The sequence below is a fragment of the Pseudomonas sp. BLCC-B112 genome, from assembly GCF_028550695.1.
Classification (GTDB): Bacteria; Pseudomonadota; Gammaproteobacteria; order Pseudomonadales; family Pseudomonadaceae; genus Aquipseudomonas; species Aquipseudomonas danubii.
Map to the genome: position 1 here is coordinate 99,234 of NZ_JAQQGK010000010.1, position 14,449 is coordinate 113,682.

Below are 14,449 nucleotides of genomic sequence, written 5' to 3' on the forward strand. Positions count from 1 at the left end.
GAAGTTCTGGAAAGTCAGGCCTGGGGCAACTTTTCATAGGTCGATATATGTTTGAACGAGCCCTCGACGAAAGGCGTCTTGTCCCAACTTGACCAGCGCTGCACCAGGCGCATGCCCGCCAGCTCGGCCATCAGGTCCAGTTCCGCCGGCCAGGCATAGCGCAGCTCCACCGGAATCACTTTCACCCCTTGCTCCTGCATGCGGATAAAGCGGCAGCTGACCCGCTGCGCGACGGCATCCAGGCGCGAAGCTTCCAGCAGCACTTCGTTGCGCTCCAGGCCGCCGACATAGACCGGCTGGTCCTTGCCGTAGCGCGACAGGTCCGGATAAAAGGTCTCGATCACCAGGCGTCCCTGGTCCTTGAGCAAGGCGCTGGTGGCCTTGAAGCAACTGACCTGGGCGGCCTGGGACAGCAGCAGGAACAATGAACTGAAGGTGCAGAAGGCCAGGCTGAACGGACCGCCCCCGACCCCTTCCAGGGTGGCGAAATCCGCCTCGGTCAGGGGAATGCCGGCCGCACCGGGCTTGGCTCGCAGCTTCTCCAGCATCGACGGTGATGCATCGACGCCATGCACCTGCACACCGCGTGCATGCATCGGCAAGGCGAAACGCCCGGTGCCGATCCCCAGCTCCAGCACCGGCTCGCGGGTGCCGGCCATTGCCACCAGAACCTCGATGGCATTGGCCGGAGCCTCGCCGTACAGGTCGTCATAGATATCGGCCAGGGTTTCGCCGTAAGTGCTGGCATCGTTCATGTGCTCATTCCACTCTGTGGTTTTTTCAGGGCAATAAGGTCCCGTGCGGGGGATATGATCCCCCGCAGGAAACAACCGTTAGTTAGGTGTTCAGTTCAAAAGACTATTGATTGATTGCTTGCCTTACATAATCAGCAAGATGCTTCTTTTGAACATCCGATACAGCAAACAACTTGATATGCCTGCGAAACTTTCCAGAGCCTTCGAGCACCCCGTGCGGGTCGTCGAACAGATAGCCCTGACCAAACTCCACCGATACATGGTCGGTATAGGCATAGACCCCGCAGAACGGCGCTGCACGGGAAAACATGATGCCCCCGTACTTGACCATTTCCGCGACGCCGCCGCAGGTTTCCTCCACCACCTGGCGCACACGCTGGACGATGTCCAGCAAGGCTCCGTGGGTGCTGCCGATGTCCTCGAGCAACGCCAGGACCGCATCCTCGGTTTTAACCATGACCGCGTACTCCCTGGCAGCCCGCAACCTCAAGCCCGGTGCTCACTGGCCCACCGGAGTGCACAACTCGACCAGGGTTCCGGCCGGGCAACGCACATAGGAAACCACCTGCCCCCAAGGCTTGTGCTGAATGGCGGCGTGCTCGGTGGCGCCGGCGGCCAGGGCCTTGGCATGGGCCTTGGGCACATCATCGGTGACCAGGGCGATCTCGATGCCCAGAGGTTTGTGCTGAGGGCTGCAGAACTGGTAGCCGCCTTCACAATTGGAGTCCGCCAGGCCGCGGCTGGCGAAGGCCAGGGTCGTGGCGCCACTGTCGAGTTCACCGTAATCACCGGACTCGTCGAGGAAACGACGGGAGAAACCGAAGGCGTCCTCGAAGAAACGGATCGAGGCTTCAACATCGGGAACATAAACAATCGTGTATCCAAACTTCACAGTGTCACTCCTTTAATTACCCTGTTTATGAGGCTCCTGGCGCCTGGGTGGCAGCCTTGGAGCCGAGGCGAATTTTCCCGGTTAGCGGGGCGATCCGCCAGTGCAGAATCAGCCTGGAACAGCACTTTCAGACACTCCACATCATGGCCCGCAGCCACTAGTGAGCCGCCTGCCGGGGTGGCCACTGGGCGCGCACGCCTGTGTTCACCAGCGTTCATGTCCCTGCCTGGCGGTCATCCGCCGCGCTGACTTCGCGCACCGCCGCCGCCAGGCTCAGCAAAATCTGCTCCAGGGCCGCCCCGGAAAGAATGCTGTAGTGGTCACCAGCCAGGGTCAGGCAATGGGCGTCCCGGTCCTGTCCGGCCAAGGGACGCAGCCCGCTGGACGGCTGCTCGACGCTGGCCTGCAGGTGCCAGGTCGGGCAAGCCGGCGCTCGGTAGCGATAATCGAGCAAGGCGGCGTAGTGCCGACAGAACAAGGCAAAGCGTTCCTGGGTGGCGCTCTCGCAGACTTCGGCTACCGCCTGGCCCGTGGCCTGGATCTGGGCGCAATGCTCCAGGTCGTCCTGAAACAGTTGCTGCAACAAGCTCGGCGGCAATTGCACCACGCTGTCCAGCGGCGCGCCCGCATCGAGGGTCACCAGCGCCAGTTGCTGACGGCCGCGGTCACTGAGCAAGCGGGCCATTTCCACCGCCAGCACGCCACCGAACGACCAACCGGCCAGCACCACCGGACGTGCTGCCTGCAGGCTGTCCTGCAATTGCTCCAGGTACTCCAGAGCCTGATCCTCAAGCGTATCGAAACGCTGGCCAGCGTCGGCACACAGGCCAATCACCTGGAAGTCCTCGCGGGTGGCACGAATCATCGGCCAATAGCACGACAACGCCCCGCCCACCGGGTGCACCAGCACCAGCAAGGGTTGCGGCTCACCGCTGCCGGCGCAGAAATCCACCCGGTTGCGGTGCCGCCGGCCCGTGCCCTGCATATGCCCGAGCAAGGCACTGACCGAGGGATAGGCGTAGATGTCCGCCAGGCTCAGGTCCAGCCCCAGCTCAGTGTTCAACCCCAGCAGGATGTGCACCGCGTGCAGTGACGAGGCGCCCATGTCGAACCATGAATCAGCCGCGCCACGTACCGCCGGCAACACCCGCTGGACGCAGCTCAGCAGCAGTTCCTGCCGGGCCGAGAAGCCCACCTCCTGCACCGGCTCGCCGGGTTCGCAAAGCCCTGGCAGCAAGGCCACCAGCGCCCCCCGATCCACCTTGCCGTTGGCGCTCAGCGGCATCTGCGCCAGCGCGAACAACTGCACCGGCAGCATGTAGGGATTGAGGTACTGCGCCGCGAAGGCCAGCAACTGCGGGCCACTGGGTGCCGGCTGACCGGCGACGAAAAACCCGTACAAGGCCCCGGCAGCGTCTACACACACCGCCACCTGTTCGACCCCGGGGGCGCGTCCCAGCACCGCATCGATCTCCGCCAGTTCCACACGCATGCCATTGAGCTTGACCTGCAAGTCCTCGCGGCCGAGAAACTCGATCTCCCCGTCCATTCGCAGCCGTCCCATGTCACCGGTGCGGTAGACCCGCTGCTGCAACCCGGGCTCGATGAAGAAGGCCTGCTCGGTCCGTTGCCGATCATGGATGTAGCCCGCTGCCAGGCCGTCGCCGGCGATGTACAGCATGCCCTTGACCCCTGGCGGGCAACGCCGGCCCAGCGCGTCGAGAATGTAGAACCGCTGGTTGCTCAGCGGTCGGCCATAGGGAATGCTCGGCCACTCGGGGTGCACTTGCTGGACCTCGAAGCAGTTGGACCAGATGGCCGCCTCGGTGGCGCCCCCCAGGGCCACGAAGCGCGAGCCCGGTGTAAGCTCCCGCAGGCGCTCGGGCAACCCCAGGGCGATCCAGTCGCCGCTGGCCATCCACAGGCGCACACTCGCCGCCGGCGCCGGCAGGCCCACCGCCCTGGCGTAGCCCAGGGCCATTTCCATGATCGCCGGGACCGAGTTCCAGACAGTCGCCCCATGGGTCCGTGCCGCGTCGAGCCAGGCCTGGGGCTCGGCCCGCTCGCCATTGGCCGGCAGGATCAGCGCACAGCCGCACAATGCCGGCATGAATAGGTCGAACACCGACAGGTCGAAGCTGAACTCACTGACCCCCAGCAGCCGGTCCTGGGCGTCGATGGCAAAGCGCTCGTGACAGTCCAGCAGGGTATTGAACGCGGCGCGATGGCTGACCGCCACCCCCTTGGGCGTGCCCGTGGTGCCGGAGGTGAACATCAGGTAGGCCAGGGAACTGTCCACCGCCGGATAAGCCGGTGCGATAGCGGCGCCCTGCGCCTCCGGCGACGCCAGCCAGTGCCGGTAGTCGAGCGACCAGTTCACCGGCGATGCGAGCACCGCCGCGATGTCCGCAGCATCGTCGCCCAGCACCGTGGTGGCCGCTGCCTGGGTGATGATCGAATGCACCCGGCGCACCGGAGAACTCTTGCTCACCGGAACATAGGTCGCCCCGGCCATCAGTACCGCGTAGATCGCCACCACATTGGCGCTGTCCCGACTGCCGCGCACCACCACATGGTCACTGGGCCCCACGCCGTTTTCATTCAGGTGGCTGGCCAGACGACTGGCCAGGCGCAACAGCTCGGCAAAACTCAGACTGCTGCCAGCGCTCAACAGCGCCGGCGCATCCGGGCGCAGCGCCGCTTGCCTGGACAGGCCCTGATGCAGAGCCTGCCGAGGCAGCGGCCGCGTGCAGTGATTGAAGGCATCGACCCGGGCCAGCAGTGACTCAGGCAAGGCCAGCTCGCTCAGCTCCCAGGTCGACGGCTGGTTGGCCAGGCGCTCCAGGGCGCCATGAAAATGCTCGAAGGCCTGGGCGACAAGCCCGGGCTCGAACAAGCCCTCGCGCTCGTCCCAGGACAGGCACAAGCCCGCCTCGCTTGCGAAGGCCTGGGCGTCGATCCAGATCTGCGGCGTCATCATCGCGTGATCGGTCTGTTGCAGCGGTGGCGCCGGCAGGTCCATTTCCAGCAACGAGGAAAACACATAAGGCATCGGCGGCTCGCTGCTGTCGAGACGCTGGTCGTGTTCGCGAATCCATTCGCGGACCACTGACACGCCATCGTAGGCGGCATGCTGTAGCGCACCGTACAGGTCCTGCTGGACCCGCTGGGCGCAGGCGGCAAAGGCCAGGGGTTGGGATGGCAGATCGAGCAGCAGGGTATCGGCGAAATTGCCGATGGTGCGGGCGAACTCCGGCCCCAGCAGCGTCCGGGTGCTGTACATGACGCTGCAGGTCACCGTGGTCCTGCCCGACCAGCGTGCCAGGGTCTGCAGATACACCGTCAGCAGGACCGCATTGAGCGACACGCGGTGATGCCGTGCCGCCGCACTCAGCGCCTGCTGCAGCGCCGGCGTCAGGACCACCCGATGCTCGATGAAGCGCGCCGGTGTTGCACTCGCCTGCCGACGCCGAGCCAGCGGCAGGTCCGGACCCGCAGCCAGTTGGGGAATCTTTTGCAGCCAGTAGTGCCGGGCCTTGAAACGCGCCAGGCGTTGGGCCCGGCTCCACGCCGCGACTTGCGCCGGGGCATAGCCCTGCGCTTGCAGAGGACTGTCTCCGGCGACCAGTGCCAGCAAGTCACCGATAAAAATCTGCACCGCCGGGGCATCGAACAGCGCCAGCCGATAGACCACATGCAAACAGCGCTCATGGGGACCTGCCACCAGCACCAGGCGAAACAGCGGCTGCTCCGCGGTCAACGGCGCAATCGGCATGGCGCTGTCCGCCAGGGCCGTGCAACGCCGTGGGTCCGTCCCCTCTGCAGCGACCTGCTGCTCGACCATCAGTTGCGGTGCGACCAGCGGCTTGAAGCGCGGGGCCTGGGCGTCCAGGGTGTACGCCAGGATCGGGTGCAAGGCCAGCAGGCGGGGCAATGCCGCTTGCAATTGCGCGGCCGTGGGCACCGCGCCGGCATAGACCAGGTGCAGATAGGCAGCACTGCCCTGGCTGAAAGCCGAATGCTCACCCAGCCAGTAGGCCTGGCGCAGCCCGCCAAGGTGAGACGCCAGTGGGTCCGTCGGGGCCAGGTACGCCAGCAGGCGACTCCTCTCATGACCCACTAAATGGCGGATATCTTCAGGCAGTCCGTCTGCGCCGCAGTAGTAGCGCAGGCGCCCGCCATCTTCATAGAGGTGCACACCGCGCTGTTCCCAATGCTCGATCAATGTCGCCATCGCCTGGCTCATAGTTCGCCCTCGCAGATTGCCCCGGCACGCCGGCCGGCCGCCCCCTGCAGGACGGCGGCAACAAACTCGCCGAGGGTCGCGGTGCCGACGATCAGGGTCAGGTCAATCCCGTCCTCGCCGCACAGTTGCGGATGCAGTTGTTCGAGCAGTGCACACAGTTGCAGGGCCTGCAACGAGCTGCCCCCGATGGCGAAGAAGTTCTGCCCGGCATGCAACTGCTCCTGCGCCACCTTCAGCAAACGGGCGCAGAGGCCCAGCACGTCGTCCATCACCTGAGTCTGCAGCGGTACCGCCGTTGCACTACACATGGCGGGCTCCCACCAGTGCCGCGGCGGCCAGGGCATAGCCATCAGTGCCCAGACCGGCAATGAAGCCGTGGCACAGGGGCGCCAGCAACGAACTGTGACGGAAGCTCTCGCGGGCAAACAGGTTGGAAATGTGCACCTCCATCCAGCGCCCCGGGTAGTCCTGCAAGGCATCGCGCAGAGCCCAGCCGGACATCATCAGCGCCCCCGGATTGATAATCATCGCCTCGGCCTGATGCTGGCTCTCGATGAAGTCGATCAACTCGCCCTCATGGTTGCTTTGTCGGGCCAGCACCGTCCAGCCACGGGAGGCGGCGACCGCGGTGACCTCAGCGGTGATCTGGTCCAGGGTCTTGGTGCCATAGACCTGCGGTTCGCGCAGCCCCAGGCGCCCCAGGTTGGGGCCGTTAAGCAGGAGTAATGTCGGCATGGCGAGCCACCTCCAGCAAGGCCAGGATCTGGCCTGGCGCAGTCAGTTGATAGGTGCTGGGATAGCGTCGGATCTCCTCGCCGGGATGATCCCAGAGCGCCAGCGCGGTCTGCATGCCCGACGCCTGGCCGCACTGCAGGTCAGCCAGGGCATCGCCCACGAACAGGCAGCTCGCCGGGTCCAGATGCAACTGTTCGACAATCATCCGGGCCATGTCCGGCGCCGGCTTGGGATTGGCCACGTCGTCGCTGCCGACGATGCAGGAGAAATACTTCAGCAGGCCCAGGTACTCGAGAATCGCCACCGTGCGCCCATGGTCCTTGCCCGTGGCGATCGCCATGGGAATGCCCCTGGCATGCAAGCTCGCCAACAGTCCCCCGACGCCTTCGAACACGCGGATGCGCTGCATTCGCGCGTTGCTTTCACGCATGAACACCGGGTGCATCTGCGCCGGCAGCCCCATGATCTTCATGATCTGCACAAAGCTGCGTCCCAGGTGCTTGCAGTACTCGCTGAACGGTGGTGGCTCGACGTCCGCCCCTACCACCTGGGCATGGGCCGCGTGGTAGGCCTCGCGAATCACTTGCTTGCTGTCGATCAAGGTTCCGTCGAGGTCGAAGATGACTGCACGGATGGGCAATTCAGACATGGCTCGCAGCCTCCATCGCCGCTTGATGATTCAGACCTCGATCCACCGTGGCCGCCATCGACTGCACCGCCAGGGGCAAGGGTGAGAGGAATGCCGCAACCCGGGTGAATTCGCCGTCAGGGTCTTGCAGCACCCGTTGATAATCCAGTTCCAGCAGTTGCATGTTCGGCCGCGAACGGACCCATGCCAGCACCTGGGCCACATGCTCGCGATACAGCCGCGCCAGTTCCTCGACCTCCTGCCCTCCCCAGACCTGACCGCTGTGGTGCTCGGCCATGTCTCGCTGGGAACGGATCACCGCATCGATATCACGGTGCATGAACAACACCCGATACCCGTGGGTCGCTGGCAGGTGCTGGAGAAAGCGCGACACCAGCTTGACCGCACGGCCGCGGGCCTGGTCCATCCACCCCAGGTAGCCGTCGCGGGACTTGACCGCTTCCCATTCGAAATAGCCATGGGGATTGCGTTCATCGCCCTGGCGCAGGTTGTCAGTCAGCGGCGCCAGGCCGGCACTGGCCAGGGCACGCATCATCATCGAGGTGCCGCTGCGCGGCAGCCCGGAGACCACGGACACGAAGCCGCCATCGCCAGCAACGCAGTCCGGTACATTCATGCATTCATATTGCTTAAGCATCCCAGCTCCTTACTCGTTCTTTCCCGGCTGCCCGGTATCCTGGACAGCGGCCTGCGGGCTGCACTGGACCAGGCCCAGGCGGTTGCCGAACGGGTCCTCGATCACCGCCTTGTAACTGCCCCACAGGGTCGGCCCTGGCACCTCGACAAGGGTCACCTGCGGTGGCATCCGGGCAACCAGCGCATCCAGCTCAGGCACCATCAGGTCAAGCATGCTGGCCGGCGACGGTCGAGCCATCAGCGGGTCTTCGATCAGGCCGAGTCCGGCACCGCCCTGCTCGTCCACATCCAGGCTGATCCAGCGGGTCGGGGCAAAGCGCCGGCTGACCTGCAGACCCAGGACCTGCACATAGAAGGCTTCGGCAGCCGCCAGGTCGGGAACCGCCAGGGTGGCGAAACACAGGGTCGACTGATTCAGCATGGCTGGCACTCGCGGGCATCCTCGGACAGCGGCCGGGCACCGACCTGGAACTCGAAACCCACCCGATGGCGAATCAGGGCACACACCACCGAGGCCTCGATGCTCGCCGCCAGCTGTTGCATCAGCGTCGCCAACTGGGCGGCCGGCCAGCCTTCGACTTGCAGTTCAAGCTCGATGTCCTGCAGGTGAACCGGGGTCGGCGCCACTTCACACATGCCGCGGATGTCCACCATGGCCCGCACGTCCAGGTGCACCGCACCCGGCAACTGCTGGCGACGGTTGAGCTGCGCCAGGACATCGGCGGCAATCGCCATCAGCAGGTATTCCTGGGGGTTGGGGCCCCAGTCGATACCAGCCAGCTGCTTGGGCTGGTCGATAGGAAAGCTGCGCAGGTCCTGAGGGTCCTGGTGGACGAAGTCCGCCCGCAGTTGAGTGCCATAGAGCCACTGGCAATCCAGGGACAGGGCCTGGGTCTTGGTCTGGACCGCCGCAGTATCCGCAGGCGCCTGCTCGAAGGGGCAAAACCTGTGCCAGGGGCCAGCGCCCTCGGCATCCACCAGACGTGCCGAAAGCCCCAGGGGCTGGACGAAAGTCTGGTGATTGGGACTGTGGCTCTTCACCGCCTCGATCACTTCCAGGGCTTCGCTGATCTTCTTGTCGGTGCCCGAACGGATCTCGTAGCGCACTTGGGGAGCAGCAGCGGCCGCTTCCTGCAGGATCGCGCTGGTGGTCATGGACAGATGATCGACCGTGGTCCGTCGCGCGGAAAACCCCGACACCGCGGACACCAGGAAACAGCCGGAGAGCGCCGCCAGGGCCAATTCCTGGGGCCAGGCCGGGTCCAGCAGCCCCTGGCATTGCAACGCCGGGCTGGGGCGGATCGGTACTTCGAAATGCCGCGGCGCGCGCAACAGGCCGATCAAGGCCGGAGCCACGCCGGCCAGCATGCCGCCGGCCGGCGAACAGTGCGCATAGGCGGCGTAACGGAAGATCGCCTGGGCCGGCTCTTGCTGGATCTCGTGGACAATCTCACTGAAGCCCGAGATGTTCATTCCGTTTCTCATGGCTGACTCCTTCCTTGGTAGACCTGACGCAACGCCTGCTCGAGATCGGCACACAGGTCATCAGGGTCCTCGATTCCCACCGACAGCCGGACCAGCCCGGGGTTGAGCCCGATCTTTTTCTGCTGCTCGCGAGTCAGGCCGCTGTGGGAGGTGTTGAACGGCAGGCTCACCAGCGACTCGACACCGCCCAGGCTGGTGGCACAGGTGATCAGCTTGAGGTGTTCCAGCAGTTGCAGGGCCGCCGGATCGCCGCCCCGCAGCTCAAAACCGAGCATGCCGCAGGTGGCCTGGGCGGCGTACTGGTACAGATGGGGGTGGGCATACTCCTCGGCATAGACCGAATGCACCGCGGTCACCTGCGGATGGCGTTCGAGAAAACGCGTCACCTGCCGGGCCCCTGCGGCATGAGCCTGCATGCGCACCGCCAGGGTCTTCATGCCCCGTTCCAGAAGGAAGCACACGAAGGGGTCCAGGTTACCGCCAAAGCGCAACAGCTGTGCCCAGACCCGGTCCACCAGCTTGCGACTGCCCGCAACCGCGCCACAGGTGGCGTCACTGTGCCCGTTGAGGTACTTGGTCGCCGAGTGGATGACGATATCGGCCCCCCACTCCAGGGGACGGCAACTGATGGGTGAAAGGAAGGTGTTGTCCACCACCAGGAGAATGTTCTCCTGCTTGCACAAGGCAGCGATGGCCAGCAGATCGATGGCCTTCATCAGCGGGTTGGACAGCAGCTCGAAAAACATGATCTGGGTCTGCGGGCGGATCGCCCGGCGAATCGCCTGCAGATCCAGCGGGTCGACATAGCTCACCGAGCGCCCGGCCTGGCTGATGTCGGCGTGCAGCAGGCTGTAGCTGCCACCGTAGAGATCGTAGGAAGAGATGATGTGGCCATTGCGGTTGGTCAGGGCGAACAGGGTCGAGGCGATCGCCGCCATGCCCGATGACAGAACCAAGGCACTTTGCGCCCCCTCCATGGCCGCCACCTTCAACTGCACCGACCACTGCCCCGGGTTGCCGTAGCGGCTGTAGGTGGGAATGTCACGCACGTAGCCTTCCAGGAACGACTCGTAGGTGGACTGGCTGAAGCGAAAGGTGGTGCTGGGAAATATCGGCGTGCCCACGGCCCCGGTCACCGGGTCCTCGTAGGTGCCGGCGTGCACGCAGAGTGTCGCCGGGGCCTCGCCTTCGGTCAGCCAGCGATTGTTCTCCATCGCCGGCCCGGCCAGACGCTGGCGGTTGAGCTGGTTGAGCCAGGGCAACTGGGCATCGGTGCCGGGACGATTGGCAAACATTGCCTCAGTCTTTTTTGCATCGTTCACACGAATTCCCTCGTCGTTCGGTTCTTCCGGGCGGCCCGGCGGGCGCCGGGCCGCCCAGGTCGGCGCGCACTGCAAAGCGCGCGGCCGAGGTTGGCAAAGAGACACATGCCGTCATCGTCCTCAGACGACCCGGGCCTGGGTCTTGTCGGCGACGAAGGCTTCCAGGCGCTCCAGCGAGTTGACCAGTTCAATGGACAGCTCGTTGTCCTCGATGGAAAAGCCGAACTCGGTTTCCACCTGGATCAGCAACTGCAAGGCGTCGATCGAGTTCAGGCCCAGGGTGCCGATCAGGTCGCCCCCCGAAAGGTCTTCGCGGCTCAGCTCACGGCCCACGGTGCTGGAGAACACTTTGATCAAGCGGTCGGTATCGGTCATTTTCTAGCTCCTGCTGAATAACATCGTGCATTGATAAATCATCGATTCGCGGCGCCAGATTTGCTCGCCGACGAACCCCAGGCGCGCCAGCGCCGCAACCACCTCGTCCTGCCTCGGGTACTGGCAGCCGCCATGGGTCAGCCAATCCACGCCGACAGCTGCCGAGGCCGTGTCGCAAAAGAAAATCTCGTCAATGATCAGCCGGCCACCTGCCCCCAGGCGCTCCAGCAAGGCAGGCAGGGCCTGGGCTACGCTGGGCTGGTGCAAGGTGTTGTCGAGCACGATAACGTCGAACTGGCACTCATCGAGCTCGGCCAATGTCTCCCGGCTGTGCACCGGAATATCCGCCGCCACAGGGTTGAGCCCCCCCAGTGGCACGATCCGGCTGGCGTTGCAGTCAAGGCGTCGGCGACCAAGCAACGCCTGGGTGTACACCGCGCCGGTGGCACAGACATCGAGCAGGCGAATGGCGCCCGTCGTGTGGAGCAAGGCCTTGCGCCAGGTCAGTTGCGCAGCCAGTTGCTTGTCCGCCCCGGACACTGCGCGCTGGTAGCGCCGAAGCAATTGCGGATGCTTGGGACTCTGCTCGAAAGCGCGCCGGTCGAGGCCGTCATGCAGCACCGCCAGCAGCTCGTCCAGACGGTTCCAGTGGCGGTTGTTGAAGGCTTCCAGATCGAGCACCGGAGCCAGGGCCTCAAGGTCCTGCGCATGCGCCTCGGCGCCTGCGGCTTCCTGCACCAATCCGTTGGCCTGGGCGGTGTCGAAGGCCACCGCCAGAGTCTGCGCATGCAGCCCGGTACGCTGGGCAATCTGATCGACGCTCAAGCCCTGGGCACTGAGTTGCAAGGCGCCGCAATCCCACAATGCCAACAGCAATTGCGAACGCTTGTAAGCGTGGGCCGCGTCGAGCAATACCAGGCTGGCAGCCGGGCGGTAGCGGCGACTGAGCAGCGGCTTGCCATTACTGCTACGAGCAATCAATGCCGTGCGCTCGAAGCGGTCGGGGACCTTGGCCGACGCCAGGTTCGCCTGACAGTATTCGCGCAGCAGTCCCGGGTTCCAGGGCCGCTCGGCACTCCAGACCACGAAGGCGAAAATATGGTCGTTGCCTGCCCGGGCCGACTTCACTGCCCGCACCGAGCAATCCAGTACGTCGGGGTGGCTGGTCAGTACCGATTCAATCTCAAACGGCGAAATCCAGCGTTCGCCCCGACGGATCGCACTGCTTTCACGACCGACAATGCTGTAGCCGGCCGGACTCTGTTCGGCGATGTCGCCGGTGTCGTAAAGGCGGCCATCCTCCAGTCGCACCTTGAGGGCAAACGGCTGACCCGCCGCCGGCTCCACGACTTCGATCCCCGGCATGGGAAAGCCGATGGACAACGGCGGCAATGGCGCGACGCCGGCAAACACGGCACCGCTTTCGGTACTGCCATAGTTGCGCGACAGTCCGATGCCGAAGGCCTGCTGAAACTGCTGGTCGAGCTGTCCGTCCACCGGGCCGGCGCCGGACATCACCACCTTGAGCTGGGGCGGACGCTCACCCTGGCCAACCCGCTGGGCCATCAGGGTCGCCAACATCGGCGTGACCACGCAATGGCTGGCGCGCAGACGCAGCGCCTGCAGCGCCGCCCCCAGTTCCGTGGGCTTGCAGATTTCCACCTGGGACCCGGCCAGCAACGCGCCCCACAACCAGCCCAGTGCATAGGCGTGATACACCGGGGCAATAAACAGTACCCGGTCCTCGTGGCTCAGTTGCAACAGCCGGCAATAGCGCAAGCCTTCGTCGCGCCAGCTGTGCAGGTCGCGAAAAACCAGCGACGGTTCCCCCGTGGTGCCCGACGTCAGCAAATAGATGCCACGCCGGTGTGGCTGCACTGCCGGATCGGCAGGCCGCGCAGCGCCAGGCTCAAGCGATGTCACCCGCAGTTCGCCCTGCTCCAGATGGACGCTGTGGCTGATCGCCCCCTGGGCGGCATAGCGCTGCAGTTCCTGGGGCTTGGCATCGCTGGCCACCAGCAACGGCGACAAGCCCTGCTCCAGCAACACCAGCAACAGCGCGGCATGCTCAAGCGTACTGTCGAACACCAGCAGCAGGCGCTGCTGGCCGCTGCTGGCCAGTTCACCAAGCTGCCGGGCCCACTCACTGCGCCGGGTTGCCGGCAGCGAAGCCAGTACCGGCCCCGCGCTCAGTTGGGCAAACCAGCGGTCATCGGTCCGTGACTCAGGCGCCATGTTGATACGCTTCCTTGGCTTGTTCGAGCAGGTTCCTGACGGCCTGGGGCGCGTAGGAAGGCGCACGGCATAACTCGTCCAGGCTGATAGCGTCTTCGAAATACAGGCTCAGGGTGTCCCAGGGCGTGAAGCACCCCTTGCAGGCATCCAGCCGTGGTCGTTCAGCCAGCAGCAACTGATAGAACGGTGAGCGGTTCACCGGCGCCAGAGCCTTGTTCCAGTCCTGTTCCAGCACGTTGCCCATGTTGTGGAACCAGATGTTCGGACAGGGCGTGGCCACGCCGTCGCTGAAGGTCGACAGCACCAGGCGCGGCAGGTGACAGCGCCAGGTGCGCCGCCCCTGGTGATAGAACGAACTGAGGCGGTCCAGGTAGGCCTTGGGTGGCAGGATCTGCGGGTAACGCTCGCGCAGCTCGAACAACGCGTCGATGAACGGATACTGCTCGGGGCGAACCTTGAACTTCTCGCTGTCCGGGCCGCGGACGGGGAACGGAAACAGCTGCGGCGGGTTGTCTGCAAACCCGGAGCACCACTCCACGAACTCGCGCAGATACGGCGCACTGCGGTCATTGAGCACGCCATAGATTTCCAGCGGCAGGCCGGCCTCCAGGACCATCGCGATACGCTCCATGATCATCTCGTGGATGCGTGGCGACAGGACCCGATAGCTGTTGCCCTGATAGTTGCTGCTGTCGAGTGAGATCTGCACCACGACATTGCCCAGTTGGGCCAGGCGCCGCACTTTGTCCCGGGTCAACGGCAGGCCGTTGGTCTGTACGATCAGCACTTCATGCAGGGGCGACATGCTCTCGATGAAGCTCATGATGCCCTTGATGATGAAAATCTCGCCGCCGGTGAGTTTCAGCAGCGGTGGCTTGAAGGTGCGGTTGACTCGCTCGACGATGGTCTGCAGACGCCGGCCCAGGTCACTGTCTTGGCTGTAGACGTCGTGCACCGGCGGCTGGAAGATCAGCTTGCCTTCGTGGGACGACTTCATGTTGCTCTGCCCGGTCAGGCAGTAGGTGCACCCCAGGTTGCAGGAGTCCTCGTTGATGACCAGGTCATTGCCCAGCAACTGGCTGTGACCGAGAAAGTTCACCGGTTCGGCATTCGTCATGG

The 14,449-nt window shown here is 64.7% G+C and carries 14 protein-coding genes; all 14 read right to left on the reverse strand.

What is annotated here, in order from left to right; all coding sequences use genetic code 11:
* Window positions 1-14: 14 nt before the first annotated feature.
* The 14 genes from PQT43_RS24475 to PQT43_RS24540 all read right to left on the reverse strand — a co-directional run bounded on the left by PQT43_RS24475 (window position 15) and on the right by PQT43_RS24540 (window position 14,447).
* A complete protein-coding gene (locus tag PQT43_RS24475; RefSeq protein WP_267269869.1) occupies window positions 15-755 on the reverse strand; it encodes a class I SAM-dependent DNA methyltransferase in 741 nt (246 codons plus the stop codon).
* Between the two features lie 103 nt (window positions 756-858).
* Window positions 859-1,212, reverse strand: coding sequence for a DUF1801 domain-containing protein (locus PQT43_RS24480; RefSeq protein WP_123393316.1), 354 nt, complete (start codon window positions 1,210-1,212; stop codon window positions 859-861).
* A gap of 42 nt (window positions 1,213-1,254) precedes the next feature.
* Entirely contained in the window at window positions 1,255-1,647 is a 393-nt protein-coding gene (locus PQT43_RS24485) for a VOC family protein (RefSeq protein ID WP_102864339.1), read from the reverse strand.
* Between the two features lie 214 nt (window positions 1,648-1,861).
* The gene (locus PQT43_RS24490) at window positions 1,862-5,881 is read right to left on the reverse strand and encodes a non-ribosomal peptide synthetase (protein ID WP_267269868.1); all 4,020 of its coding nucleotides are present in this window, start codon (window positions 5,879-5,881) and stop codon (window positions 1,862-1,864) included.
* Between the two features lie 8 nt (window positions 5,882-5,889).
* Complete coding sequence (locus PQT43_RS24495; protein WP_162884136.1) at window positions 5,890-6,201, reverse strand: phosphopantetheine-binding protein; 312 nt, start codon at window positions 6,199-6,201, stop codon at window positions 5,890-5,892.
* Window positions 6,194-6,628 (reverse strand): type II 3-dehydroquinate dehydratase, encoded by a 435-nt coding sequence (locus PQT43_RS24500; RefSeq protein WP_102864336.1) that lies wholly within the window; start codon window positions 6,626-6,628, stop codon window positions 6,194-6,196. Before PQT43_RS24500 ends, PQT43_RS24495 begins: the two co-directional genes overlap by 8 nt.
* Window positions 6,606-7,277, reverse strand: coding sequence for an HAD-IA family hydrolase (locus tag PQT43_RS24505; protein WP_102879858.1), 672 nt, complete (start codon window positions 7,275-7,277; stop codon window positions 6,606-6,608). The genes PQT43_RS24500 and PQT43_RS24505 overlap by 23 nt, the downstream gene beginning before the upstream one ends.
* Window positions 7,270-7,914, reverse strand: coding sequence for a sulfotransferase family protein (locus tag PQT43_RS24510; protein ID WP_102864334.1), 645 nt, complete (start codon window positions 7,912-7,914; stop codon window positions 7,270-7,272). The genes PQT43_RS24505 and PQT43_RS24510 overlap by 8 nt, the downstream gene beginning before the upstream one ends.
* Window positions 7,915-7,923: 9 nt before the next feature.
* Entirely contained in the window at window positions 7,924-8,334 is a 411-nt protein-coding gene (locus tag PQT43_RS24515; RefSeq protein WP_267269867.1) for a VOC family protein, read from the reverse strand.
* Window positions 8,328-9,398: an OsmC family protein gene (locus PQT43_RS24520; RefSeq protein WP_213666147.1), complete on the reverse strand. Its 1,071-nt coding sequence runs from the start codon at window positions 9,396-9,398 to the stop codon at window positions 8,328-8,330. The genes PQT43_RS24515 and PQT43_RS24520 overlap by 7 nt, the downstream gene beginning before the upstream one ends.
* A complete protein-coding gene (locus tag PQT43_RS24525; RefSeq protein WP_102879861.1) occupies window positions 9,395-10,693 on the reverse strand; it encodes a trans-sulfuration enzyme family protein in 1,299 nt (432 codons plus the stop codon). The genes PQT43_RS24520 and PQT43_RS24525 overlap by 4 nt, the downstream gene beginning before the upstream one ends.
* A gap of 147 nt (window positions 10,694-10,840) precedes the next feature.
* Window positions 10,841-11,095, reverse strand: a complete 255-nt coding sequence (locus PQT43_RS24530; protein WP_102879862.1) for an acyl carrier protein — start codon at window positions 11,093-11,095, stop codon at window positions 10,841-10,843.
* Between the two features lie 3 nt (window positions 11,096-11,098).
* Complete coding sequence (locus tag PQT43_RS24535; protein ID WP_267269866.1) at window positions 11,099-13,330, reverse strand: ANL family adenylate-forming protein; 2,232 nt, start codon at window positions 13,328-13,330, stop codon at window positions 11,099-11,101.
* Window positions 13,320-14,447: a radical SAM protein gene (locus tag PQT43_RS24540; RefSeq protein WP_102864328.1), complete on the reverse strand. Its 1,128-nt coding sequence runs from the start codon at window positions 14,445-14,447 to the stop codon at window positions 13,320-13,322. Before PQT43_RS24540 ends, PQT43_RS24535 begins: the two co-directional genes overlap by 11 nt.
* Between the last annotated feature and the right edge of the window lie 2 nt (window positions 14,448-14,449).